The sequence below is a fragment of the Hungatella sp. genome, assembly GCF_046966825.1.
In genome coordinates this window covers 1-26,660 of the sequence record NZ_JBKVCZ010000065.1, presented here as the reverse complement: position 1 = coordinate 26,660, position 26,660 = coordinate 1, and the positions used below count along the sequence as shown (strand labels likewise).

The following is a 26,660-nucleotide window of genomic DNA, read 5'->3' as shown; positions in this document are numbered from 1 at the left end:
AGGCGATGGACAGCGGCGTTTTAGAGTATTTCGATGTGTTTTTGCTGGTATTTGCGCGTATGGGCGGACTGATCTTTGTCCATCCGGTGTTTGCCAGAAGGGGGATTCCTGCCATGGTGAAGACCGGCCTGGTGCTGACGCTCAGCCTGGTGATCGCGCCGGCGGCGGCTCAGGGAGTTACCGCCATACAGGCCTACAGCACCTTTCAGATGGCGGAGGCTCTGATCCGCGAGGTGATTATGGGGCTGGTGATCGGAAGCGTGTTCCAGCTGTTTTTTTATATGGTGTACGTGGCAGGAGATTTGATGGATACGGTGTTCGGTCTGTCCATGGGCAAGGTTATGGATCCGGCAGGAGGTGTCCAGACCGCTATCTTAGGCCAGTTTATCAATGTGTTCTTTTTTCTGTATTTCTTTGCGACCGGCTGCCATCTTTTGACGGTGAAGCTGTTTGCCTATTCGTATGAGGTGATACCCGTGGGGGCGGCCAGACTGGTGACTCAGGATATTGCCTGGTATCTTGTAAGTATATTTGGCAGTGTTTTTTTGATGGTGATCAAGCTGGCCCTGCCTTTTGTGGCAGCGGAGTTCGTGCTGGAGGTGTCCATGGGCGTGCTTATGAAGCTGATTCCCCAGATTCACGTGTTTGTTATTAATATCCAGTCAAAGATCCTGCTGGGTATTTTATTAATGATGCTGTTCGCGCGTCCGATCGGGGCGTTTATTGACTCCTATTATGGGATGATGATGAGTGAGGTACAGAAGGTCATGATGATGTTCGCATCATAGGGCGTACCAGGTTTTATTCTGTATACAGAAGGGAGTGATGAACGTGGCGGCAGACGAAAAGACTGAGAAAGCCACCCCGAAACGGCGGCAGGACGAACGAAAAAAAGGAAATGTATTTCAGAGCAACGACGTCATCGCCGTCTGTTCTTTGCTGGTGCTGTTTAATTCCCTGAATGCGCTGGCCCCCAAGATTTACCGCACTCTGAAGACGGCTATGGAGCTGTTCTTTTCTTATGCTGCCTCCACGACGCCCCTGGCGGCGGACGATTTGCCCGACAAGCTGTTAAAGGCCGTGCTCCTGTTTGGACAGGCGGCGTTTCCTTTGCTTTTTATCGGAGTGGCAGTCGCAGTGGTCACGACGTTCTTTCAGACCAGAATGTCATTCTCCACGGATGTCATGAAGTTTAAGATGGACCGGATCAGTCTTTTAAAAGGCTTTAAACGAATGTTTTCCATCCGCTCGGTGGTGGAGCTTTTAAAGGCGCTGATTAAGATTACCATCCTGGCCTGGGTGATTTACAGCTATATAGAGGGGAGAATCCACGAGTTTGCACGTCTGATGGACGGTACGGTACAGGCGGCTTTCGTGTACGTTGGGGACACTGCGGTGTCGCTGGTGAACACGGTGGGGGTCGCCTTTATTTTTCTGGCCGCCTTCGATTACTTATACCAGTGGTGGGATTATGAGAAGAATCTGCGCATGAGCAAGCAGGAAATTAAGGAAGAGTATAAGCAGACGGAGGGCGATCCGCAGATCAAGGGACGGATTCGGGAGAAACAACGCCAGATGGCGTCCATGCGTATGATGCAGAATGTTCCGAAGGCGGATGTGATCATCAGGAACCCGACCCATTTCGCGGTAGCGCTGGGATACGATTCCAATGCGAACCGGGCTCCCGTGGTACTGGCGAAAGGCGCAGATCATCTGGCGCTCAAGATTGTAGAGGTCGGTGAGGCCAACGGAGTTTATATTATGGAAGACAAGCCTCTGGCAAGGGGGCTGTATGCCAGTGTTGAGGTGGATATGGAAATTCCTGAGGAATTCTACCAGACCGTGGCGAAGGTGCTGGCATTTGTGTATAAGCTGAAGAAGAAAGACATCTGATCCCGAAAAAAGGTATTGATATTCGGGTAAAAGGTATTTAATTTCGTGGATAACCGTGATGGAAAAGAGGAGTACTGTGGATAACACCATGATTTTATTCGACAGAGTGACAAAGACATATGAAACGGGACAAAAAGCCCTCGACGATGTGAGCCTTCAGATTGAAAAGGGGGAGTTCGTCTTTCTGGTGGGTAACAGCGGAGCCGGAAAGACGACGCTTCTGGAGCTGATCCTGAGGGAGACGGAGGCGGACCAGGGAAATATCGTGGTGAACGGCATCGATTTGAGGCAGCTGAAGGAGCGGCAGGTATGCCGTTACCGGCGGTATATCGGCATGGTATTTCAGGATTTCTGCCTGTTTCCGGATTTTACGGTCTACGAAAATGTGGCATTTGCCCAGCGTGTCGTCGAGGCGGATCATAAACGTATGCGAAACCGGGTCATGGAGGTCTTAAGTCAGGTGGGCCTGGAGAAAAAGGCCGGTTGTTATCCGGGACAGCTCTCCGGCGGGGAAAAACAGCGGACGGCCCTGGCGCGGGCGGTGGTAAACCAGCCGGTTCTTCTTCTGGCCGATGAGCCTACGGGAAATCTGGATCAGAAGAACGCGGAAGAGATTATGCGCCTGCTGGAGAAAATTAATCGTCAGGGTACGACTGTGCTGGTGGTATCCCATAACCAGGAGCTGGTGAAATACATGCACAAGCGTCAGATTGCGCTGCGGTATGGCAAGGTGATCAAGGATAACAGCAGGGGAGGTCTGATGTATGGCTTTTAGGACGTGGCTGTATTTATGCCGGCTGGGTTTTAAAAATCTATGGCATAACAAGGTTTACACGGCGGCCTCTGTTCTTACCATGGCGGCGTGTATTTTTCTCTTTGGCATCTTTTATATCGCAGTCTTAAATCTGGACGGCGTGCTGCAGAAGACGGAAGAAGAGGTCTATGTGGCCGTGTTCTTTGAGGATACGGTATCCCCCGAACGGGTGGAGGAGATCGGGGGCTTAATCCGTGAGAGACCGGAGGTTGTGAAAACGGTCTATACTTCTGCGGATGACGCCTGGGAGGGCTTTCGAAATGATTACTTCAAGGATGGCGAGCTGCTGGATGGAATCTTTGATGGAGATAACCCGCTGGCTGCGTCCAATCACTATCAGGTTTATATCGGAGGCATCGAACAGCAGGAGGGCTTTGTGGAGTATGTGAAGAGTCTGGAGGGAGTCCGCAAGGTGACGCATTCGGCGGATACGGTGCGTGCGCTGCTGCGTATCAAGACGGTCATATCAAGGCTGATTGCGGGGAGCGCGGCGATTCTGCTCCTGATCTCCATCTTGTTGATTCACAACACCCTGTCCGTCGGTATTGAGTCTCAGAAGGGGAAGACCAGGGTCATGCGGCTGATGGGAGCCAGAGAAGAGTTTATCAGTGTGCCGTTTCTGGTAGAGGGTCTCGTTATGGGGCTGGCAGGAATGTGCATCCCTCTTTTCCTGCTGTTTGCAGGGTACCGCTGGGGGCTGGAGCTGGTGGCAGCCGGACTCAATCTGTATGGCGGAGCCGTGAGTCTTCTGCCGCCGTCGGAGGTGTTTCCAAAACTGACCCTGGCGTCTGTGCTTCTGGGGCTGGCGACGGGAATTGCGGGGGGCTGTTCGGTAATGGGAAAATTGAAGAAGTGAGTAAATCAGCGGCAGGACAACCGGATCAGGTTCCCTGCCGCTTAAAATATGATTGACGCCGGAGTATATATGTAGTATGCTGAATCTATCGTTTCGTATGGACATTCTGTCCGCGAAAATCTGATAATCTATGTTTTAACAAGTCAAAAAATTATCCAAATGCAGTGAAAAATTGAATAGAGGCGGGTGATGCGGTTTGGTGAATTAAGATGGATACACTTGAATCTGTTGTCATATTAAAATATAATAAAAGGAGAACGGTATGAGTGAAATCACATATCAGAATAAGGACGTTACAGCGAAAGTGATGGCCGAAACCCTGAAAGGAAAAAGCCTGGCGGCGTTCGGACTTCCGCACTTGAAGATCATGGATATTTTGCCGACGAATCTGCCTGCCATTGAGAGCAATGAATTAAGGTTGGATAATTTATTTTTGCTCAGTGATGGGGCTCTGGCGATTATCGATTATGAGTCGTCATTTGACAGAGAAAATTTTGTCAAGTACTTAAATTATATTGCCCGGGTGATTAAAAGGTTTGCAGTCCGCGGAGAACTTAATCAATTAAAACGGGTGAAGATGGTGGTTATCTACACTGCAGATGTGGAATGTGCAGAAGAAATATATGATCTGGAGGGGCTGATTCTGCTGGTAGAGTCGGCGTATCTTGTGAATCGAGACAGTGATGAGATATACAGGCGGCTGAAAGGAAAAATAGAATGGGGGCAGCGGCTGACTGAAGAAGAAATGATGGAACTGATGATTTTGCCTTTGACAGTAAAGGGGAGGACTGGTAAGCAGGAGGCTATTGAAAAGGCAGTGGGGCTGGCGAGAAATTTGCCGGAGAAGGAGGAGCAGTTAAAGGTTCTGGCGGGAATTTTAACCTTTACAGATAAAGTGATTGATAAAATGTATGCCAAACGGCTGAAGGAGGAGATGCAGATGACACTGGTTGGACAAAAGCTTATGGATGAGGGAATTCAGAAGGGCAGAGAGGAAGGAAGAGAGGAAGGCAGAGAGGAAGGCCTCCGGGCTTTGATTCAGGATAATATTGAGACCGGGATTTCCAGAGAACAGATCCTTGAGAAACTGCAGAAAAGGTTTCAATTAAGTGAAACTCAGGCAGAAGAGTATTACAATCGATTTTCAAAAGAGTCATGAATGGCAGGGACTTCCATGATAGGAGATTAAGAGAAGGAAGGCGGTATTTATGGCGTTTGTAGAACTTAAGGACGTGAGAAAAAGCTATCATATGGGCGAGATCACCATCCACGCGGTGGACGGAATCAGCTTTACCATAGAGAAGGGGGAATTCGTGGTAATCGTGGGTCCCAGCGGTGCGGGAAAGACCACAGTGTTAAATATTCTCGGAGGGATGGACACCGCCACCTCGGGGGAAATCCGGGTGGACGACGTCAACATTGCTTCATACTCGGAGAAAAAACTGACGGGTTACCGGAGGAATGATATCGGCTTTGTATTTCAGTTTTATAATCTGCTTCAGAATCTGACAGCTCTGGAAAATGTGGAGCTGGCGCTTCAGATCTGCAAAAATCCTCTCGACGCGGAGCGGGTTCTGATCGATGTGGGACTGGGGGAACGGCTTAATAACTTCCCGGCGCAGCTATCCGGAGGGGAGCAGCAGCGGGTGTCCATTGCCAGGGCGCTGGCGAAGAATCCCAAGCTTCTGCTCTGTGATGAGCCAACGGGGGCGCTGGATTATCAGACTGGAAAGGCTATCTTGAAGCTGCTTCAGGATACCTGCAGGGAGAAAAAGATGACGGTGATTGTTATCACCCATAATTCGGCGCTGGCGCCGATGGCTGACAGGGTGATACAGATAAAGAACGGGAAGACGGGAAGTATTGTGCTGAATGAAAGACCGCTTTCTGTGGAAAAGATCGAGTGGTAGAGGAATACACGTGTAAGACTGGCTGGAACGGACTGCTGGAAGAGACTGCTGGAATGGACTGATGGATCGAGGGCGGATGGTACTTGAATGAAGAACGCAAAACGCAAGGACTTTATGGTGGAAATAGGGCGCAGCATGAACCGGTTTTTATCGATTCTTTTTATTGTTGCGCTCGGAGTTGCGTTTTTTGCGGGAATTCGCTCCACAAGACCAGACATGGAGCTGTCCGCCGATGCCTATTATGATGAAACGAATTTGATGGATATCCGCATAGTCGGCACCCTGGGCCTGACGGAGGATGACGTGGAGGCGGTGCGTCAGCTCCCGGAGACGGAGTACGCGGAAGGCGCCTATACCACAGATGTGCTCTGCGAAGGCGCGGACCGGGAGAAGACTGTGCGGATTTTTTCGATGAGCAGATCGATCAACCAGTTTACACTGCTGGAGGGGCGGATGCCGGAGCGGGCCGGCGAATGCATGATGGACAGGGGAAAGGCGTATCAGGGACAGTTCGCACTGGGGGACACGGTAAAAGTCTATTCCGGCACGGATGATGCGCTTTCCGACACGCTGAAATACGATACGTTTACGATCGTGGGTATCGGCATGTCTTCCCGGTACCTGTCTCTGGAACGGGGGACGACGACCATCGGAAATGGAAGTCTCGATACGTTTATGGCTGTAACACCTGATAATTTCAGCATGGAAGTATTTACCGACATTTATGTCCAGACGAAGGAGGGAAAAGCTTTTCTGTCCTATTCGGATGAGTACCAGGACTATATGGACCGCGTAAAGGAAGAGATTGAGAATACGCTCTCAGAACCGCGTTCTGCCGTACGGTACCGCGAGGTGACAGACGAGGCGAACCGAAAGCTGAATGACGCCAGAAGAGAGCTGACGGAAAAGACGGCGGAGACGGACCGGAAGCTCGACGACGCAGCCCGGCAGATTGCAGACGCGCAGAAGAAGATCGACGAGGGAAAGACAGATATTTTAAAAGGCCGGGCAGATCTGGAAAAGGGAAAAAATGATTTAGAAAATGCAAAAAACGATCTGGAAGACGGAAAGCGGACGTTGGCGGAAAAGGAGCAGGAGCTAGAAGACGCCAAAGTGACACTGGCGGAGAAAGAACAGGAACTGGAAGACGGGAAAGTGACGCTGGCGGAAAAGGAACAGGAGCTGGATGATGCCAGGAAGGAAGTTGCCGACAAGGAACAGGAGCTGGAGGACGCCCGCAGGAAATTCGACGAGGAGCTGCCGGGAGCCCGTATGGATCTGGATGATGGATGGCTGGATTACGAGATCGGACTGGAAGAATACGAAGAGGGAAAGGAAGAGCTGGAGGAACAGCAGGAAATCCTGAAGGAGGGCTGGAAAGAGTACCGGAAGAACGCGCCGGAGGTGGAACGGAATTTAAAGAAAGCCTTAAATGGGCTTCTGTCCATGGGTATTCCCCTGGATATAACGCCTTCTGAGATCGGCCGTATCCAGGTGGAGGACTTTGAGATTGATGCGTATGCGCCTTATCTGGAGATGATACCAGGCGGTGAGGGGGCGCTTCTGGTGGACGGTGTACATACGATACAGGCCTCCTACCAGGAACTGACTTACGGTGACGCGGCCGTGAAAGAAGGAAAAAAGGAGCTGGCGAAGGCGAAGAGAGAGCTGGCAAAGGGGAAAAAGAAGCTGGATCAGGGCGAGATGAAGCTGAAAAACGCCCGGCGCAAGCTGGATGAGGGAGAAGAACAGCTGGCGGATGCCCGGCAGAAGATCATAGACGGCGAACAGAAGGTGGCGGATGCAAAACAGGATATTGTGGATGGCGAGGGAAAGATTGCGGACGCCCACCGGGACATTGCCGATGGGGAAGTGAAGATCGCGGATGCCCACCGGGACATAGCAGACGGAGAGGCAAAGATTCCGAAGGCGGAGAAGGATATTGCAAAGGGTGAGGCGGATATTGAGGAAGCGCAGAGGAAGCTGGACGACGGCGAGGCGGATTTGGCGGAGGCGAAGGTCAAGTACGAGGATTCCAGGCAGGAGGCGGAGGAAAAGATCGCGGATGCGGGTAAGAAGATTGACGACGCCCAGAAGGACATTGACGATATCAAGGAGCCGGAGTGGCACGTACTGGACAGAAACGCGATCCAGACGTATGTGGAGTTTGGCAGCGACGCAGAACGGATCGGGGCGATCGGGAAGGTATTCCCCTTTATCTTCTTCCTGGTGGCCGCTCTCGTCAGCCTGACCACTATGACCCGCATGGTGGAGGAACAGCGGCTGCAGATCGGAACGCTAAAAGCGCTGGGATACGGGAAATGGAGCATTGCCTCCAAGTATATCGGCTACGCCCTGGCGGCCACGCTGGCAGGAAGCATTCTGGGCGCGGCGGCGGGAGAGAAGCTGCTTCCCTACGTCATTATGACGGCGTATTTTATCCTGTATGAGAATCTTCCGGTTATGCTGACTCCGTTTAACCTCTATTACGCGTTTCTGGCCTCTGGTCTGGCTCTGGCGTGTACGGTTCTGGCAACCGTATTTTCCAGTTACAAGGAGCTGCTGTCGTCGCCGGCGGCGCTGATGCGGCCGGTACCGCCGAAGCAGGGAAAACGGGTGCTGCTGGAATACGTGACACCGCTGTGGAAACGGCTTAAGTTCATACAAAAGGCCACTGTGCGCAATTTGTTCCGCTATAAAAAAAGGTGCCTGATGACGATCTTCGGTACCGGCGGATGCATGGCGCTGCTCCTGGTGGGGTTTGGTTTAAATGACTCCATTTCCACACTGGGCGAGAAGCAGTATAACGATATCTGGACGTACGATGTGCTGGTACAGACAGACGACGAGGCGGATGAAGCAGAGCAGAAGGCGCTCCGGTCCTTTGTCTCCCAGGGAGATGTGGACGCGTGGCTCCGGGTGGAGGAAACCATCCTCGATGTCTCGGCAGGCGATGTGACGAAGGAAGCCTATTTATTTGTTCCGGAGGACTTGGAGGAGGTGGACCGGTTCGTCCACCTGCGCAGCAGGGAGAGCCGGGAGGCGTATGTTCTGGATGACGACCACGTGCTGATTACGGAGAAAATGGCGGGGCTGTTGAATGTGAAGGAAGGCGATACCATTTATCTGAAGGAGGATGAGGGGGTGCTTTATCCTGTGGTAGTGGGAGGAATTGCAGAAAATTATCTTCATCATTACGTGTATATGACACCGGCTCTGTATGAGAAGGTCTATGGAAAGGCGCCTGAGTATAACACCATGTTTCTTGATATAAAGGATTTGAATGAGGAGACGCAGAACCGGCTGGGAACGGAGCTTCTGTCTTTCGATTCCGTGATGACGGTGACCTTTATCGGCACGATGCGGGGGCAGATCAGCGATATGCTGGACAGTCTGAATGTGGTAATCTGGGTACTCATTATATCGGCGGGGCTTCTGGCCTTTGTAGTGCTCTATAACCTGAATAATATCAATATCAACGAGCGCCAGCGGGAGCTTGCGACAATGAAGGTGCTGGGATTTTACAATCCGGAGCTGGCGGCCTACGTATACCGGGAAAATATTATGCTTACCATACTTGGGAGCATGGTTGGCATCGTGATGGGATATTTCCTGCACCGCTACGTGATGACCACGGTGGAGGTGGATATGCTGATGTTCGGGAGGCAGATCAGACCTATAAGCTACGCTTATAGTGTTTTGATGACGTATGCGTTTTCCGCGTTCGTAAATCTCGTCATGTATTATAAGCTGAAGGGAATTGATATGGTGGAATCGCTCAAGAGTGTGGAATAATCACGCTTTTTGTGTTATACTAAGGACACTTAATAAAAAAACAGACCGGAACACCCCGGCAGGATGCGTCCGGCCCGAGGTGTTCCGGTCTGCGAAAGAACAAAAACAGAGGAGAAGCATTATGAAAAATACGGCATTAGTGATTATGGCGGCAGGCATCGGAAGCCGGTTCGGCGGCGGAATCAAGCAGTTGGAGCCGGTAGGACCCAGTGGTGAGATTATCATGGACTATTCGATTCATGACGCGCTGGAAGCCGGATTTAACAAGATCGTGTTCATTATCCGGAAGGACCTGGAGGAGGACTTTAAGGAGATCATAGGGAGACGGATCGAGAAGATTGCCCCTGTAGAGTACGCGTATCAGGAACTTACCGATCTTCCGGAAGGATATGAGAAGCCTGCAGACAGGACGAAACCATGGGGAACGGGCCAGGCGATTCTGTGCGCGAAGCAGGTGATCCACGAGCCGTTTATCGTTATCAATGCGGATGATTATTATGGAAAAGAGGGATTTAAGAAGATCCACGAGTACATGGTGAATCAAATGGATACGGAATCAGAGGTATTCGATATCTGCATGGGCGGATTTATCCTGGGAAACACATTGAGTGAGAACGGCGGAGTTACCCGCGGAGTATGCCAGGTGGACGATAACGGCGTGCTGGTCGACGTAACCGAGACGTATGAGCTTCAGAAGGACGGGGATGTGGCGAGAGGCCGTGACGATGACGGTAATCCGGTGGAAGTGCCGATCGGCCAGCATGTGTCCATGAATATGTGGGGACTCGCCCCGGCATTTTTAGAGGAACTGGAGCGCGGATTCCCTGTGTTTTTAGATGGCCTGAAGGAAGGCGACATCAAGACGGAGTATCTGCTTCCGAGGATTATCGACCGCCTTGTACGTGCGGGACGTGCCCGCGTGACGGTTCTGGAGACACCGGATAAGTGGTTTGGAGTTACTTACCGCGAAGACAAGCCGACGGTAGCGGCGGCAATTAAGGAACTGGTAGCAGACGGCGTTTATCCGGAGAAGCTGTTTGAGGAGTAAAAAGAGTTAGAAAAGGGTGCGGCAGGATGAGGATTTTGTTCATTTGTATCTGATAAAACAAAATCTGAAGCCTGCCTCACCTTTTTCTTATCATCTTAAGGCAAAAAAGAAATGGTATGGAAGAGCCGCCAGCCGGATTAACGGTTCAGTTCCGTATTGTTCAGAATACTTCCCAGCAGCTTTCGGTCGGATTCTGTGGTGATGATTTCCGAGATTTTCTTCTTGTTGAACTTCTTTAAAATGCTGTGTACCTGGGATTTTACCGTGCTCATCTCCACGCAGCGCATCTCGCAGATCTGGCGTTTGTTATAGCCGGTGGAGAGCAGATATAAGGTATCCAGCTCCTTTGGCGTCAGTGTGGAGAGGATGTTGAGCATGAAGAGAAAGCTGCTTTCATAAGTCTTGACCCGGCGGAATTCGCTGCGTATTTTGTCCGCGATCTCCGGGCGGATGGGGGACTGGCCTCTGTAGGCGGAGGTGACCGCGTTTACGATCTCCTCGTTGGAGGCATTTTTTAAGACGTAGTCGCAGGCGCCTAAACGGAAGGCGGAAAAGACCAGCTCATCCTCCTCGTATACCGTCAGGATAATGATCTTGATATCCGGCATCTCGGCCAGGATTTCTCCCGTGGCGCGGATTCCCGCGTCTTTGGCTTCCATCTCGATGTCCATGAGAATGACGTCGGGATTCAGTTTTCGGGCGGTTTTGCACGCCTCCTCTCCCGTTCCCACTTCGGCCACGACCTCGATCGCGGGACACTTCTTTAAGACCGCCGCATACCGTTTGCGGATGGGGGCCACATCTTCTGCAATAAGTACTTTTATCTTTTCTTCCATGAATGAAACCTCTTTTCCTGTTTGGGGCGGATCTGTCCGCACATTGTCAGTGAATTTCAGACTCGCTCCGGTGTGATGTTTGGAAGCAGGACCTCCACGGTAGTGCCGGCGCCCAGGGTGCTGTTTACGACGATCTTTCCCTCGTGCGCGTGAATGACCTTATAGGTCAGAGTCAGTCCGATTCCCCAGTGTTTGGAATAGGGATGGGAGGAGTAGAAGGGAAGAAAGATGCTTTCTAAATTCTCCTTCGATATGCCCTTTCCCGTGTCCCTGATGTCAATCGCAATCCATTGTCTGGAGCTGCCGAGCGTAACGGCCAGCTCCTTTTTATCGTCCGGTGTATCCTCCATGGCATCGATGGAATTCTTGATGATGTTGTGAAGCGCCTGTTCCATGTAGACCGGATCCACCATGGCCAGAATTGGCTGGGGCGGAAGGTTCAGCTGGACATTTATGGACTGCAGCTCATGGGAGAAGATGGCGAGCGTCTCCCGGATCAGAGTCTGGAGAGAGTACTGCTTTAAGTTCAGCTCGCTGGTCTTGGTGCTCCTGTGAATTTCGTCGATCCTTCCGTAGAGCGTTTGGCAGCGCTTCAGGATGCTGTCCGTCGTCTCTTTTACCTCATTCCCATCCTCTGCGTTTAAGGCCAGCGTCTCCACCTCGGACTGGATGGCCAGAATCTCATTTTTAATGTAGTGGCAGAAGATCTTCGATGTTGTCTCGGAGGAACTGATTTCTTTGGAGATACTTAGCTCCTTGAGACTGGCCTGTCCGGAAAGCCGGGTCAGCATGTAGGCGCAGTAGGTGATGACGGCCGCGGCCGGAACCAGAATATAGGGCAGCGCCCGGTAAATGAAGGCATTGCTTCCGAGCTGCAGGGAACGGTAGGAATAAGTTCCTGCGATTCTGGAAACCTTTAAATAAAAGTCCGGTGAGGAAGAGATAAAGTAAATGTATACAAACGCCAGAGTGGCGTAGCTGATGGCCAGAAACAGGTGGTTATAGCGGAACAGCTTCAGCTTCGGTGCTTTGATAAACGCAGCCAGGAGCCCCAGAAAGCACAGGAGAATGACCGCAGTATTGATGGTGTGTGTGACTGCATATATTCTGTCCTCTAAATAAAGGTACTGCTGCACCGTCAGACGGGCCGGGTATAAGAAGTAGTAGGCCTTTAAATTCGTATAGGGATCATAGAGGATGAACTGCAGCAGGCAGTAGACCCATACGACCCGTTTAACCGCCTTTTGAACCCGCAGGGAAAAGGGCTCGTAAAAATGGAAGACGAGATAAACGCTGATGATTAAGATGCTTAAGCTGGAGGCATTCATAATCCGTATGATGTTGCTCTTGCCAATATCGATGAAGAACAGCCATCTCCACAGGAAGTCGGGAAGGTAAAAATAATCCTTAATAAGATTATAATAGTAGGTATCCTTTGAAACGTAGAGAATGATGCTGCAGAGCGCTGCGAAGTACGGCAGAATCAGAATCATGAGAAAATCATGATTTCCTTTCAGCCTCTGAACCAGTGTAAACAGAATCAGAATGAACAGTAATAACAGCAGATAGAACATAGTTTACCCCTCCCTTCCATGGCTAAATAGTAACACAAATCATTCCCGGTGAAAAGGAGGATAAAATTTCAACCTGTCCGGGGGTGAGAATACGTGATATCGTATGGGTATCAGAAAACAGGAGGGGATTTGAAATGAAGTTAAGAAGATTGAGCGCAGTACTACTGGCAGCGGCATTGGCAGCGGGAACACTGGCCGGATGCAGCGGGGGAAAAGAGGCGGCCACAGAGGCGGCTTCCGGTGAGAAAGTGAATTTAAAGTTCTATATCTGGAGCGATGGAGAAAACTACACGAAAGAGATTGTGGACAACTACAACAAGAGCCAGGACAGTGTCAATGTGGAAGTGATCAGCATGCCGAACGAGACGTACGACGACAAGCTGAAGGTCATGCTGTCCGCGGGAAGCGACGCGGATTTAGTCAATGTCCGTTCTTTGGACCAGGTTATGCAGTTTAAGGAAGCGGGCGCCATGCTGGATATCACGGATCTGGTGAAGAACAGTGACCTGGATATCAGCAAGTTTGGTTCCATGTGGGATACCTGCTATCCGGATGGCGTGATCACCGCACTTCCCATGAGATCCAGCTGCTGGATGCTGTTCTACAACGCGGATATTATGAAAGAGGCCGGCATTGACATGTCGAAGCAGATGACGTGGTCCCAGTATGGGGATATTGCAAAACAGCTGACAAGCGGAGACGGTACGAAGTACGGCGGCTGCTGGGTGGACTGGAATATCTACCAGTGTATCGGAACCCAGAAGGGCGTTTACTTAAATGACGACGACATCTCTGCGGTAAAAGACGGGCTGGCTACCCTGGGAAGATTCTTCCTGGAAGATAAGTCCCACGTGCCGTTAGCAGAGGTAAAGGCCAATGACAGCCAGTATTTATCCGACTTTGAAAACGGCAGAGTAGCCATGCTTCCCAACGGCGAGTGGCTGATCAATATGCTGATGACAGACGAAAAAGACGGAAAGACGGATGTCAACTGGGAAGTTGCTCCGCTTCCGGTTCCGGAGGGCGCGGACCCCGGCGCAACTTGGGGGGCATTCCAGTTCGCAGCGATTCCGAAGGATGCCAAACACCCGCAGGAGAGCTATGATTTCTTGAAATATTTATGCGGTGAGGGCGGTTCCGAGGTCCTTCCGAAATACGGCATGCTTCCGGCGTATGGCGGTGATGCGGCCAAGGATGCATTTGACGAGGTGGTCGGCAAGGAAAGCGTATCTTCTGTAGCCTTTAATTCCAAGAAGATTCCGGAGGCGCCTTCTTATGAGAAATACAATGATTTAAAGGTTGCATTTGCAGAGAATGCGGAATTGTATCTGTATGGGGAAAAGACGCTGGAAGAGACCATGAATAAATTTGAGCAGCAGAGACAGGACATCATGAGTAAATAATCTGTCAGGAATGAATTTCGATACACGCTCTGACTGACAGATAAGGCATGGGGAAGCAATCGAAGATCTGATTGTTTCCCCATATGTGTTCAGCCGACACGCGCTAGAGAGGATATGGATATGGAAAAGAATAATAAGATTAGGAAATACATAAAAGGATATCTCTTCATCCTTCCAAATTTCATCGGTTTTTTCGTCTTTATGGCACTCCCCATCATCATGGGGCTGGTGATTTCCTTTACGGATTACAACGGATTCAGCCAGTTTAATTTTGTGGGGCTGAAAAACTATATCGACATGTTCCACGATGAATATTTCACGGTATCGCTGAAGAACAATCTGGTCTACACTCTGGTGACGGTGCCGGGAACCATCGTGTTCGCGCTGCTTTTGGCCGTGGGAGTCAATAAGGGGATTAAGGGAAGCAGTCTCTTTAAGACCATGTTCTTCCTCCCCAATATCAGCTCTATGGTTGCGGTCGGTATCGTCTGGGCCATGATCTTTAACCCGACCCAGGGACCTTTAAACCAGGTGCTGATGGCCCTTGGCGTGGCAAATCCGCCGCAGTGGCTGTCCGCGACGAAGACGGCGTTGGGCTCTGTCATGGTGGTCGCCATCTGGAAACAGGCGGGTTATTACATGATCATCATACTGGCCGGCTTGCAGTCCATACCGAGCCAGCTCTATGAGGCAGCCTCCATCGACGGTGCAAACAGCGTGGAAAAGTTCTTCAAGATCACGCTGCCCATGCTGTCCCCGACCATGTTCATGGTCACCATTTTAAGCATCATCAACTCCTTTCAGGTGTTCGATCTGGTCAATATCATGACGCAGGGAGGACCGGGGCGCTCCACCAATGTTCTGGTTTACCGCATCTATCAGGAGGGCTTCCAGAAGCTGCAGTTCGGATATGCGTCCGCAATGGCATATTTCCTGTTCATCATCATCATGGTTATAACCCTGATTCAGTTCCGAGGACAGAAGAAATGGGTTAATTACATGTAAACCGGGGAGGGAAACGAAATAATGACAAAATCGTATAAAACAAAGACGAAGGTATCAAACGGCATTCTGTTTGTGGTCATGCTGCTTTTGGGAATCTGCATGATTATCCCGTTTGTATGGACCCTGTCGTCTTCCTTTAAAAATAACAATGAAATTTTCGCCTACCCCATCAAATGGATTCCGGAGGTATTCCGGTGGTCCAATTACACGGAGGTATGCGAGCGCATTCCGTTCGTTACATATTATTTAAATACTTTAAAACTGGCGGTGATCGTTACCGTCGGCCAGGTGATCACCTGTTCCCTGGCAGCCTACTCCTTCAGCAAGATGCAGTATCCTGGCCGGGATAAGATCTTCCTGTGCTATCTGGCAACGCTGATGGTTCCGTGGCACGCAATCATGATACCGCAGTTCTTAATCATTAAGACCCTGGGACTGAACGACTCTCACTGGTCCCTGATCCTGATCAATATATTCAGCGCGTTCGGTGTATTTTTACTCCGCCAGTTCATGATGGGGATTCCGGAGGAGCTGTCTGAGGCGGCCAGAATCGATGGGGCCGGAGAACTGAAGATCTATTCACAGATTGTATTTCCCATGTGTAAGCCGGGGCTGGCGACGCTGGTCGTGTTTACATTTAACTTTATGTGGAACGACTATATGGCTCCGATGATTTACCTGACATCCGATAAGCTTAGAACCATTCAGATCGGCCTGGCATCCTTCCGTACTCAGTACGGCTCGGAGTACGGTCTGATTATGGCAGGCACAGTGTGTGCCCTGATTCCGATGCTGCTGATCTTCATTGTGGGGCAGAAATATCTGGTGGAAGGAATTGCATTCTCCGGTTTGAAGGGGTAAAATATATGGCATTTTCTGAAAAGGTATCGAAAATTTTATATGGCGGAGATTACAATCCGGAGCAGTGGACGCCGGATATATGGGAACAGGACATGGAACTCCTTAAGCAGGCCGGAATCGATGTGGTGACGTTGAATGTCTTCAACTGGGCGTCACTCCAGCCGTCAGAGGAGACGTATGACTTCGTAGAGTTGGATGCGACGGTGAAGCGGGTGACGGAACAGGGGATGGCCATCTGTATGGCCACTTCCACCGGGGCTCATCCGGCGTGGATGGCCAAACGGTATCCCGAGGTCCTGAGAACGGATTTTGAAGGCCGCAGGAGAAAATTCGGAGGACGCCACAATTCCTGTCCCAACAGTCCTGTATTTAAGCAGTATGCAAAGCGGCTGGCCGGGAAGCTGGCGGAGCGCTACCGGGAACAGAAGAATATCGTGCTATGGCATGTGAGCAATGAATATGAAGGCGCGTGCTACTGTGAAAACTGCGAGAAGGCGTTCCGTGTCTGGCTGAAAAAGCGATACGGAACCATTGAAAATCTGAACCGGCTGTGGAACACGAGATTCTGGGGACATACCTTCTATGACTGGGATGAGATCGTGGCTCCCAGCATGGTGAGTGAACATTTCGAGGAAGCCAGAAGTATGTATCAGGCCATAACACTGGACTATAAACGGTTTAATTCGGACAGCATGCTGGCCAATTACCAGGCGGAGGCGGAAGCCATCCGGGCGCAGATCCCGGACGCCTGCATCACCACCAACTTCATGGGCGCGTATAAGCCGCTGGATTATAAGAAATGGGCGTCCAGTCTGGATGTCGTTTCCTGGGACAACTATCCGGCGGAGGGGGCCGATCCTGCCGCTATTGCCATGAACCATGATCTGATGCGGGGGCTTAAACATGGCCAGCCCTTCCTCCTGATGGAGCAGACGCCCAGCACCTGTAACTGGCTGAACGACAATCGCCTGAAACGCCCCGGCGTCATGCGGCTTCTCAGCTATCAGGCCGTGGCCCATGGAGCGGATACGGTGATGTTTTTCCAGATGAGGCGCTCCAGAGCGGGCTGTGAGAAGTTTCATGGGGCTGTCATCGATCACGCAGGCCATGGAAATACCCGTGTGTTTAAAGAGTGTCAGGCTCTTGGATTGGAACTGAAGGTACTGGGCAAGGAGGTGGTCGGAGCCCAGGTTCCGGCAAAGGCGGCGCTGATCTTTGACTGGGATACATGGTGGGCGCTGGAGTGCTCGGCAGGTCCCAGCGTGAGGCTTAAATATCTGGAGGAGCTTCAGAATTACTATCGGGCTCTTTCAAAGCTTCACATTCCGGTGGATATAATCGGAATGGAGGACGGCTTTTGTGGATATGAACTGATTGCCGCTCCGCTTCTGTATATGGTGAAGAACGGCGTCTCCGGGCGGCTGGAGGAATTCGTTGGAGCCGGAGGAACAGCGGTTTTTTCTTATTTAAGCGGATATGTGGATGAGAATGACCGGATTACTCTGGGTGGTTACCCGGGAAAACTCAGGAAACTCACTGGAATCTGGGTGGAAGAGACCGACTCCCTGCCGGAAACGGAGCAGAATTCCTTCTGCTATGAAGGGAAAACCTATCCGGCCGGACTGCTGTGCGATATTATGCACACGGAGGGGGCGGAGGTGCTTGCCCGTTACCGGGAGGACTTTTATGCAGGCACTCCCGTTATCACCAGGAACCGGTACGGAGACGGTCTGGCCTATTACGTTGGAACACGGTCCGGAGAGGAATTCTATCTCAGGTTATTCACGGATGTGTGTAAGGAAAAAGGGATGCGAACAGCCTCCCATGATACCGTGGAAACGGCGGCCGCCTTATCCGAAAAGGGAATCGAGATGACGGTGCGGAAAAAAGACGGCGTGGAATACCTGTTTCTATTGAACCATTCCGGGAAGAAACAGGAGCTGGCGGTCTCTGTCAGCGGAAAGGATTTGCTGAGCGGGAGGGAGATCTGTCGAGGAGAGGTGTTTGCGATTGATGCGGCGGGGGTTATCCTGGTGAAAGTGTTAGAGCGTGTCTGAAAATTCATTTCCGCCATCTGCACACCCCACGCCGTGGCATATTGAGCCTTAATTCAGTCAGCTACACGCTTTAGTATAATACAGGTGAGGACAGGAAAATGGAGCAGAGACAGCTAATAGATTTGTTAAATGATATGAGCCTGGAGGAGAAAGCAGGACAGCTCTTTCAGGTAACCGGCGACTGGTTTGACGGCATGGAAGCGTTGGAACAGACAGGGCCGGAGGCGGAGGAGAGTGCCAGGCTCAGGAAAAGCTACGGCCATCTGGCCGGTTCTGTGCTGGGGGTCTATGGAGCAGCCAATATAAAAAGGATTCAAAGCGCGTATATGGAACGACAGCCGCACCATATTCCCCTGCTCTTTATGCTGGATATCATCAATGGGTATAAGACTATCTATCCGATTCCGCTGGCACAGGGCGCCATGTTCGATCCGGAATTTGCAGGCGACTGTGCGGCCATGGCGGCAAAAGAGGGGGCGGCGGGCGGGCTCCATGTGACATTTTCTCCTATGGTGGATCTGGTGCGCGATGCCAGATGGGGACGCGTGATGGAATCCACGGGTGAGGATGTGTATCTAAACAGTCTGTATGCGAAGTCAATGGTGGAAGGTTATCAGAGGCAGCAGGGCGGAACGGATTTTCTGGCCGCCTGCGTCAAGCATTTCGCGGGATACGGTGCGCCGGAGGGCGGGCGGGAATATCAGACGATGGAGCTCTCCAATGGGACATTTCATGAATTTTATCTGCCGGCCTATGAGAGCGCCGTAAAGGCCGGAAGCAGAATGGCTATGACCGCGTTTCAGACGGTGAACGGGATACCCGCAACCGTAAACAGAGCGCTGCTCCGGGAAATTCTGCGCGGTAAAATGGGATTTAACGGCGTACTGATCTCGGATTACGCGGCGATCGGAGAGACGGTGGTTCACGGTGTCTCCAAAGATGGGGCGGATGCCGCGCGCCGCGCGCTGGAAGCGGGAGTCGATATCGATATGATGTCCGGCGTATATCCGGAGTATCTGGTCGGACTGGTGAAAGACGGAATACTGGAAGAGGCGCTTCTCGACGAAAGTGTCCTGAGAGTTCTGGAGCTTAAAAACTGGCTGGGACTGTTTGAGGATCCCTTCCACGGAGCCGACGAGGCGAGGGAAGCCCGCACGTTTCTCTGTGAAGAACACCGGAAGCTGGCATATGAAGCGGCGGTGAAATCCTTCGTACTGCTTAAAAATGAGGATGCCATCCTGCCTCTTTCCCCGAATCAAAAGATCGCATTTATCGGTCCCTACACCGATTCTCGAGATATGCTGGGAAGCTGGTCCTTTACGGGAGGCGCTGAAACCGGAGAGGTAAAGACCGTACGGGCGGCAGCGGAAGAAGCACTGGCCGGCTGGTCCGTGACGTACCATACCGGCTGTCCCGTACTGGATCCGGGAACGGTGCTGGAGGGCTTTGACCGGTATAAGCCCTCCAGTGCGACGCAGGAAGAGACAGACCGCTGGAGGGAGGAGGCGCGAAAGGCTGCAGAGGAAGCTGATGTGGTGGTCATGCCTCTCGGCGAACACTGTTTTCAGTCAGGGGAAGCCGCAAGCCGGGCATTTATTGAGATTCCAAAGATCCAGCAGGACTTATTCCGCGCAGTTTCCGAAGTAAATCCCAATGTAGTGGCAGTGGTATTTAGTGGCCGGCCTCTCGATCTGCGCGTTATTTCTGAGCGGGCCAGAGCCGTGCTTTCTGTGTGGATGCCAGGTATGGAAGGCGGCCGGGCGATTATCGATGTGCTGACCGGAACGAAAACGCCTTCGGGAAAGCTTCCCATGAGCTTCCCTTACTGTGTGGGGCAGGTACCGGTCCATTATGACAGCCTGATGACGGGACGGCCTTACCGAAAGGGAAAGCCGGAACGGTACGTCTCCAGGTATCAGGACATACCCGCCGATCCGTTGTATTCCTTTGGGTATGGACTGACCTATACGAGCATGGAGCTTTCTGAGGTCCGTTTGAGCAAAAACGAGCTGATGCCGGGAGAAGAGATCGAGGCGTCTGTGACCATAAAAAATACAGGGAAACGAGAAGGAACCGAGACGGTTCAGCTCTATCTCCGCGATGTAACCGGCAGCACAGCGAGGCCGGTGAAGCAGCTGAAGGGCTTGAAGCGCGTCACACTGCAGCCGGGAGAGGAGGCAAAAGTGGCTTTCTCCATCGGGGAAGACCATCTGAAATTCTTTCAGAAACCGGGATTATGGGACAGCGAGGCGGGTGCATTTCTTGTCTTCATCGGAACGGACAGCAGGACGGAGCATTCTGCACCATTCCGGCTGAAAAAACAGGAAGCATCAGAAAATACTTGAGAGGCAGGAGGCAGCGGAAAACCATGAGAACCGTATTAATCCTTATGGATACATTAAACAGAAGATTTTTAAAATCCTATGATGAAAATGCGGAGGGAATTACGCCGTGCATGGATGCATTTGCAAAGGAGGCAGTCCGGTTTGATAATCATTTTATTGCCTCCGCCCCCTGTATGCCTGCCAGGCGGGATATTTTTACCGGACGTGTGAATTTCCTGGAACGCGGGTGGGGAGGAATGGAGCCCTTCGACCGGACGCTTCAGGGGGAACTGCGGAAACATGGAGTCTATACCCACATTACCACGGACCACGCCCATTACTTTGAACTGGGTGGGGAAAACTACTGTTCCCTGTTCGATACCTGGGACTACCACCGCGGCCAGGAGAATGATCCCTGGATTTCGAGGGTTGATCCCCCATTCGGAGAGCCGCAGGTATACGGCCGCAAATCAGTTCAGCATCTTTTAAACCGGCAGGAATATGCGTGCGGGGAGGAGACGTATCCGACTCCGGCCACCTTCCTGTCTGCCTGCCGCTGGGCCGAAGAGAACCGGGGCGCGGATGATTTCTTTCTGATGGTTGAGGCGTTCGACCCTCATGAACCGTTCGATGCACCGGACGCCTACCATGAACTGTATGGGGACGATTACAGCGGAAAGGAGTTCAACTGGCCGGGGTATGCGCCTGTCACAGAACCGGAGGAGGCCGTATGCCATCTGCGGAAATGCTATCTGGCCACCATGACCATGGCGGACCGGTGGCTGGGCCGTTTCCTCGATGCCCTGAAGGAAAATGGGCTGTATGAGGATACTCTGGTGATTCTGACCACGGACCACGGTCATATGCTGGGAGAACACGGATTTACCGGAAAAAATTATATGCACGCGTATAATGAGATGGCCCACATTCCCCTCTTCGTAAAAATGCCTCACGGAGAATGTGCCGGAGAGCATAGAAAACAGTTGACCCAGAACATCGATCTGATGCCGACAATATTGAAGCACCACGCTGTTCCTGTTCCGGAGACCGTAAAGGGGTGGGATTTGTCAGAGATGATTCTCAGGCATACACCTTCCAGGGAAGCGGTAATCTATGGCTGGTTCGGCCGCGCGGTCAATGTATACGACGGCCGCTATACGTATTTCCGGGCGCCTGCGACGCCGGACAATAAGCCGTGTTATCAGTACTGTGCCGTACCGACGACGCTGTGCCGGTTCTTCGGCGAAGAGTACGCGTTGGAAATGGAGATGGGACGTTTTCTTTCCCATACGAGATACCCGGTTTACCGGATACCGGTTCACAATGAAACGGACTGTATGGGAGATTTAAGCTTTATAAGAGACTCCTGCCTCTGTGATCTTGAGCAGGACTACGCCCAGGAGCATCCCATAGAGGACAAAGAGCTGGAGGCGGCAATGTGCAGGAAGCTGGCCGCGGGAATGAAAGAGGCCCAGGCACCGTTGGAACAGTATGAGCGCCTCGGGCTGTCGGAAAGGGGGATTTGAGGAAATGGACAGAAAGCCCAACATCATCTTTTTCTTTTCTGACCAGCAGCGCTGGGATACGGCCGGATGCTACGGCCAGCGTATGCCGGTGACCCCGAATCTGGACAGGATGGCAGAGGCGGGGGTCTGTTTTGAAAATGCCTTCACCTGTCAGCCGGTATGCGGCCCTGCGCGGGCCTGTCTCCAGACCGGGAGGTATGCCACGGAACTGGGCTGCTACAGGAATAACATCGCCCTGCCTCAGGGAGAAATGACTCTGGCCCACTACTTAAAAGAGGCCGGATACAGGTCCGGATACGTGGGAAAATGGCATCTCGCCTCCACCGGCGGTGATTCCAATGAACCACTGGAGCCCGGTGTGGAATACGTCTGCCGGGGAGTTCCAAAGGAGCGGCGGGGCGGCTATGACGATTACTGGGTCGTCTCGGATGTGCTGGAGGCCACCTCACACGGTTACGGCGGCTTTCTATTTGACGCGGAGAACCGGCGGGTGGAGTTTGAGGGATACCGGACTGACGGGGTGACCGGTTTCGCCCTGGATTATATGAGGACATGGGATAAGAATCAGCCGTATTTCCTGTTTCTCTCCCATATTGAACCCCACCATCAGAATGATCACCGGCGCTTTGAGGGACCGAAAGGCTCGAAGGAGCAGTTTGCCGGCTTTGATGCGCCAAAAGACCTGGCGTCAGCGCCTGGAGACTGGGGAAGTGACTGGCAGACCCAGTATCCTGATTACCTGGGGTGCTGCAGCCGGCTGGACTACAATCTGGGGAGAGTTCTGGCGTGTGTGAAGGAAATAGGGCTTGAGGATGATACGGTCATTATTTATGCCAGCGACCATGGATCCCATTTTAAGACGAGGACCGTGGAATATAAGCGGTCCTGTCATGATGGCAGCATTCATATTCCGCTGGTGATATACGGAAAAGACGCCTCCGGCACCTCGTTTCTGGGTGGAAAGAGAGAAATGGGGCTTGTCAGCCTCATTGATCTGCCGTCTACGATTCTGACCATGGCGGGGGTGACAGTACCGGAATGCATGAAGGGCCGTCCAATTCAGGAGCTGTTGGATGAGAAGAAGCGGGAGAAGTGGCAAAATGAAGTGTTTCTGCAGATTAGTGAGAGCCAGGTGGGACGGTGCATCCGGACGGAACGCTGGAAATACAGCGTCCGCGCGTACGACCGGAAGCCATGGCTCGACGCGGGAGCGGACACGTACCGGGAAGAGTATTTATACGATCTGGAACAAGACCCTGATGAACTCGTAAATCTGGTCTGCTCGCCGGAGCACGAGGCCGTGCGAACGGAAATGAAAACCAGGCTGATTCGGAGAATGGCGGAGGCCGGAGAGAGGGAACCGGTGATTCTGCCGTCATTCGGCCACACTACCATATCTCTGGGGGTGCTGGCAGTGCTGGAGGACCTCGTCTGCCATCCGTTTACTTCTGAAATGATGAAAGAACTGCTTCCAGAAGGAATGGTGGAGAGTGAAGGCTGGGAACGTGTCAGGAAAATGCGTGTAAAGGAGGCGGCAGAAACCGTTTTAACGCTTGGCGGACAGGAATTTACAGACCGTCTGCTGGAAGAGATGGAGAAGCTGGAATTTGGATGGAGACAGGAAACAGGTGAGTAAAAACCGAGGAGGAACCATGGAATTTGTAAGAGTAAAGGAAAATGAATTTATTTATCAGGGACAGAGCATCCGGTTTGCCGGGCTGGGCATCGGGAGCTGGCTGAATCTGGAACACTTTATGCTTGGAATCCCGACGCCGGAAAAACAGATGAAGGAAGCTTTTACAGAGGTGTTCGGACCGGAACAGTCGGCCCAATTCTTTGATGATTTCGTCTGCTCCTTCTGCACGGAGGAGGATTTTAAGCTTTTGAAGGATACCGGCATCAACCTGATTCGCGTGCCGTTTAACTATAGACTGTTTCTGGATGATCAGAATATGGAGCTGCGGAAAGAAGAGGGATTCCGCTATTTTGACCGTCTGCTGGGCTTCTGCCGCAAGTATGAGATCTATCTTCTTCCGGATCTGCACAGCGTTCCGGGCGGGCAGAATCCGGACTGGCATTCTGATAATCAGACGGGAACGCCTGCGTTCTGGCATTACGATGTATTTCAGCAGCAGATCATATCCCTTTGGCGGGATATTGCCGCCCGTTACAGGGATGAGCCGTATCTGCTGGGATACGACCTTTTAAACGAGCCGTTTCTCATGCCGGCGGCGGACGGAAAGCTTCAGCAATTTTATGAGAGGGTGACGGCTGCGGTCCGCGAGGTGGATGAGAACCATATTATATTCCTGGAGGGGGATTCCTTTGCCATGGATTTCTCCTGTTTAAAGGAAATCAGAGATGAGCAGACAGCGCTGACCTTCCATTTTTATCCCACCGTTTGGGAGGCAGACTTATGTGATCCGGATTATCCGCGGGGCGAAAGGCAAAAGGTGTTTGAACAGCGCTTCCGTACCATGCTTGACGGCTTGCTGCCCTTTAACCGTCCGCTGCTCTGCGGTGAGGCCGGGTACGACATTGCGGGGCACAGCCTGGAGCATGTGATGGAGATGGTGGAGGACACGTTGGGCTTATTCTGCCGGTATGGCGTATCCTGGACCTTATGGTGCTATAAGGATGCGCAGTTTATGGGGCTGGTATATCCGCGGGATGACTCTGAGTGGATGAGCTTTGCAGGGGAAATGCGGACAAAATGGACCCATTACAGGGAAATGGAGATGGGGAAGTCTCTGGTGGAGACCATGTGCGCTCTCTTTCCGGGGGAGGTCGATGAGGCGCTGAAATACAGGCTCCAGTTCCGCCAGCGCGCGCTTCTGTATACGCTTCAGAAGGAACAGCTATTAAAACCGCAGCTTCAGGCCTGGGGCTGGGAGAGAATTCGTCGTATGCCGGAATCTTTTCTGTTTGAAAACTGCGGTTATTATAAAGAGTATCAGAAGCTTTTGGCTGTTTACGCCAAAGCGCTTATGGAGAGCGGGAGGGGGACCGGGGATGACGGCCGGGCGGTTTCTTGTTTCCCCAGTGGAAGAAACTAAAGCAGGAAGACGAAAAAAGAGGCGGGCCGCGGAAAAAGAAAACCGTTGGTCCGCCGCATGCATGCCCTTTGGTTTCAGCGGTGGTATTTATCGCTGGCGGATTCTGTATTTGCGGGCGAAGTCTACGGGGCAGTAGGACAGCTTTGCCTGCCTCAGACCGGGATCACCCAGATCATCCTCGCGGTTTATCAGGACAGCGTCGGGAAATTCGTGGATGAGAAACTGCTGGTTGATGAACTGGTACAGCCCTTTTATCTCAGGATTGGCTTTCTCAATGTGTATGACAGCCATCTGTTCCAGGGGATTGTAGCTGCCGATGGTAAATGCCTCCAGGGTACCGTCTATATAGATTCCAGCCATCGTGATATCAAGGAGAGAGCAGCAGCGAAGAATCTCATGGATGCCCAGAATCTCATGCTCCAGCTGGCCTTCCATGCGCTCTTCCCTGGCGACACCCCAACGTGCGAGAAAACTCTTGATCTCGGAGCCTTCCGCACAGGTCAGCCTGCGGTATTCGAAGCGTCCCTCCCAGGTCCTGACGAAGGAGTTGACCAGATTTTTCTTCTTGTGCAGCTTTCGGCCGGCGAGAGAACGAAGGGCATCTCCGGAATATAAGTAGTCACGGGCATCCTCCAGTTCTTCGACATCGAATTCGTCCTCCGGCAGCTTCAGGAGGCGGACAGCGGCCTCGTCGGCCAGGAAGATATTTAGCTTTAATCCCAGAGTTTGGTTAAAATAGTCCTTCAGCACGCCGAAGGAATGGGACAGGCCGGCCGCTTTACAGATGGGAAGGGCTGCGTATTCCTTTCCATCCGCGTTAATACGAAGGAAGATTGTATTATCATCTCCGACCGCGTAACGTACCTGATAGTAATCTTTCCAGAGGAAAAGGCCTAAGAATACGCTGTCGCAGGTCTTGTTTTCTCTGAAGGTAAAAAGGGGGGCCAGCGTTTTCAGCGCGCTGGAGTCCAGATCTTTAAATTGCAGTTCCATATATTTCCTCACTTTATCGTTCAATGTTCTTGCTATTCTCCTATCATTTCCAGATAAGACATTTGCCATTCTGTAATTATGTGGACAGCCTGATTTTCCAAAAGGCCATTATAAGATAAAAGTGTGATGAAATCCAGTACTTTTTTATGGCAGATCATTCAGAACGGCAACAGAAAAAAATTCGTTTTTCCATCACATCCCGATAAAATGCGCATAAGATGGTTATGTATAGAAAGAAGCAGGGAGTGATAACCGCTGTGCAGGATAATTTAGAGCATACTTATGGGAATAACTTCCAGGTGCTGGAGCCGTATATGCTGTACGGAGACAGAAGCGCTATGGAGAATCTGCCGAAGATGCAGAGGGAACATATGTTACAGGATTTAGAGTATCTGCAGGGAATGTATCCGGGACATATGAAGCGGATTCAGGAATATGTGATGGCAGCCTGCGATCGTCTGGATTATAAAAACAGTCCGCTGTATGATGAATTTCCGGACCGCCTGATGGTGAATCAGGTGTGCGATTCCGTATGCCGCCAGATTCTGGAGGACGGAGTTATAAACGGAGCAGAGCTTGGACTGCAGAATACATCGGAACAGCCGGGAGAAGAGACTGCGGAAACGGTAGAAGAGGTGGAAGAAGTAGAAGTGTACGAGGTAAACAGCGTGAACACCCAGGATGCGGATTGGAGAATGCAGCAGGTAGT

Annotated in this window: 19 protein-coding genes and 1 pseudogene; 17 read left to right on the top strand and 3 right to left on the bottom strand. The window is 51.7% G+C overall.

The annotated features are described in order from the left end of the window. The first annotated feature begins 5 nt into the window (after positions 1-5). The 8 genes from ACLTD4_RS19055 (at position 6) to ACLTD4_RS19020 (ending at position 10,316) form a co-directional block, all read left to right on the top strand. Positions 6-788 carry a flagellar biosynthetic protein FliR gene (locus ACLTD4_RS19055; protein WP_117623039.1) on the top strand — a complete coding sequence of 261 codons (783 nt, stop codon included), beginning with the start codon at positions 6-8 and terminating at the stop codon, positions 786-788. A gap of 43 nt (positions 789-831) precedes the next feature. Further along, entirely contained in the window at positions 832-1,893 is a 1,062-nt protein-coding gene (gene flhB / locus ACLTD4_RS19050) for a flagellar biosynthesis protein FlhB (protein ID WP_117623053.1), read from the top strand. Between the two features lie 58 nt (positions 1,894-1,951). After that, positions 1,952-2,668: a cell division ATP-binding protein FtsE gene (ftsE, locus tag ACLTD4_RS19045; protein WP_117623040.1), complete on the top strand. Its 717-nt coding sequence runs from the start codon at positions 1,952-1,954 to the stop codon at positions 2,666-2,668. After that, positions 2,658-3,563: a cell division protein FtsX gene (locus ACLTD4_RS19040; RefSeq protein WP_117623041.1), complete on the top strand. Its 906-nt coding sequence runs from the start codon at positions 2,658-2,660 to the stop codon at positions 3,561-3,563. Before ftsE ends, ACLTD4_RS19040 begins: the two co-directional genes overlap by 11 nt. 262 nt (positions 3,564-3,825) lie before the next feature. Beyond that, complete coding sequence (locus ACLTD4_RS19035) at positions 3,826-4,722, top strand: hypothetical protein (RefSeq protein ID WP_117623042.1); 897 nt, start codon at positions 3,826-3,828, stop codon at positions 4,720-4,722. A gap of 49 nt (positions 4,723-4,771) precedes the next feature. Beyond that, entirely contained in the window at positions 4,772-5,473 is a 702-nt protein-coding gene (locus ACLTD4_RS19030) for an ABC transporter ATP-binding protein (protein ID WP_055659052.1), read from the top strand. 87 nt (positions 5,474-5,560) lie between these two features. After that, the gene (locus ACLTD4_RS19025) at positions 5,561-9,268 is read left to right on the top strand and encodes an FtsX-like permease family protein (RefSeq protein ID WP_117623043.1); all 3,708 of its coding nucleotides are present in this window, start codon (positions 5,561-5,563) and stop codon (positions 9,266-9,268) included. Between the two features lie 121 nt (positions 9,269-9,389). Continuing rightward, positions 9,390-10,316 (top strand): nucleotidyltransferase family protein, encoded by a 927-nt coding sequence (locus tag ACLTD4_RS19020; RefSeq protein ID WP_117623044.1) that lies wholly within the window; start codon positions 9,390-9,392, stop codon positions 10,314-10,316. A gap of 137 nt (positions 10,317-10,453) precedes the next feature. Here ACLTD4_RS19020 and ACLTD4_RS19015 read toward each other — a convergent pair whose 3' ends face one another. Together ACLTD4_RS19015 and ACLTD4_RS19010 are read right to left on the bottom strand one after the other, a co-directional pair. Continuing rightward, complete coding sequence (locus ACLTD4_RS19015) at positions 10,454-11,152, bottom strand: response regulator transcription factor (RefSeq protein ID WP_055659046.1); 699 nt, start codon at positions 11,150-11,152, stop codon at positions 10,454-10,456. Between the two features lie 56 nt (positions 11,153-11,208). Next, positions 11,209-12,726 carry a sensor histidine kinase gene (locus ACLTD4_RS19010; RefSeq protein ID WP_055659044.1) on the bottom strand — a complete coding sequence of 506 codons (1,518 nt, stop codon included), beginning with the start codon at positions 12,724-12,726 and terminating at the stop codon, positions 11,209-11,211. Between the two features lie 134 nt (positions 12,727-12,860). Between ACLTD4_RS19010 and ACLTD4_RS19005 the strand changes: the two genes are divergently transcribed. From ACLTD4_RS19005 to ACLTD4_RS18970, 8 genes are all read left to right on the top strand, one after another. Next, positions 12,861-14,129 carry an ABC transporter substrate-binding protein gene (locus ACLTD4_RS19005; RefSeq protein ID WP_117623045.1) on the top strand — a complete coding sequence of 423 codons (1,269 nt, stop codon included), beginning with the start codon at positions 12,861-12,863 and terminating at the stop codon, positions 14,127-14,129. A gap of 120 nt (positions 14,130-14,249) precedes the next feature. Then, on the top strand, positions 14,250-15,134 hold the full coding sequence (locus ACLTD4_RS19000; RefSeq protein WP_002605062.1) for a carbohydrate ABC transporter permease: 885 nt from the start codon (positions 14,250-14,252) through the stop codon (positions 15,132-15,134). Positions 15,135-15,155: 21 nt separating this feature from the next. Beyond that, on the top strand, positions 15,156-15,995 hold the full coding sequence (locus ACLTD4_RS18995; RefSeq protein ID WP_055659041.1) for a carbohydrate ABC transporter permease: 840 nt from the start codon (positions 15,156-15,158) through the stop codon (positions 15,993-15,995). 5 nt (positions 15,996-16,000) lie between these two features. Next, complete coding sequence (locus ACLTD4_RS18990) at positions 16,001-18,052, top strand: beta-galactosidase (protein WP_117623046.1); 2,052 nt, start codon at positions 16,001-16,003, stop codon at positions 18,050-18,052. Between the two features lie 98 nt (positions 18,053-18,150). Continuing rightward, entirely contained in the window at positions 18,151-20,397 is a 2,247-nt protein-coding gene (locus tag ACLTD4_RS18985; RefSeq protein ID WP_117623047.1) for a glycoside hydrolase family 3 N-terminal domain-containing protein, read from the top strand. Between the two features lie 23 nt (positions 20,398-20,420). After that, positions 20,421-21,902 carry a sulfatase gene (locus ACLTD4_RS18980; protein ID WP_117623048.1) on the top strand — a complete coding sequence of 494 codons (1,482 nt, stop codon included), beginning with the start codon at positions 20,421-20,423 and terminating at the stop codon, positions 21,900-21,902. Between the two features lie 4 nt (positions 21,903-21,906). Beyond that, a complete protein-coding gene (locus ACLTD4_RS18975) occupies positions 21,907-23,538 on the top strand; it encodes a sulfatase-like hydrolase/transferase (RefSeq protein ID WP_117634147.1) in 1,632 nt (543 codons plus the stop codon). A gap of 16 nt (positions 23,539-23,554) precedes the next feature. Beyond that, complete coding sequence (locus ACLTD4_RS18970) at positions 23,555-24,958, top strand: glycoside hydrolase family 5 protein (protein ID WP_117623050.1); 1,404 nt, start codon at positions 23,555-23,557, stop codon at positions 24,956-24,958. Positions 24,959-25,045: 87 nt separating this feature from the next. On the opposite strand, the gene ACLTD4_RS18965 is transcribed toward ACLTD4_RS18970, so the two are convergent. Further along, entirely contained in the window at positions 25,046-25,951 is a 906-nt protein-coding gene (locus ACLTD4_RS18965; protein WP_117623054.1) for a DUF2156 domain-containing protein, read from the bottom strand. A 224-nt stretch (positions 25,952-26,175) separates the two neighbouring features. On the opposite strand from ACLTD4_RS18965, the pseudogene ACLTD4_RS18960 reads away from it, so the two are divergent. Next, positions 26,176-26,660: pseudogene (locus tag ACLTD4_RS18960) on the top strand (hypothetical protein); the annotation flags it as partial.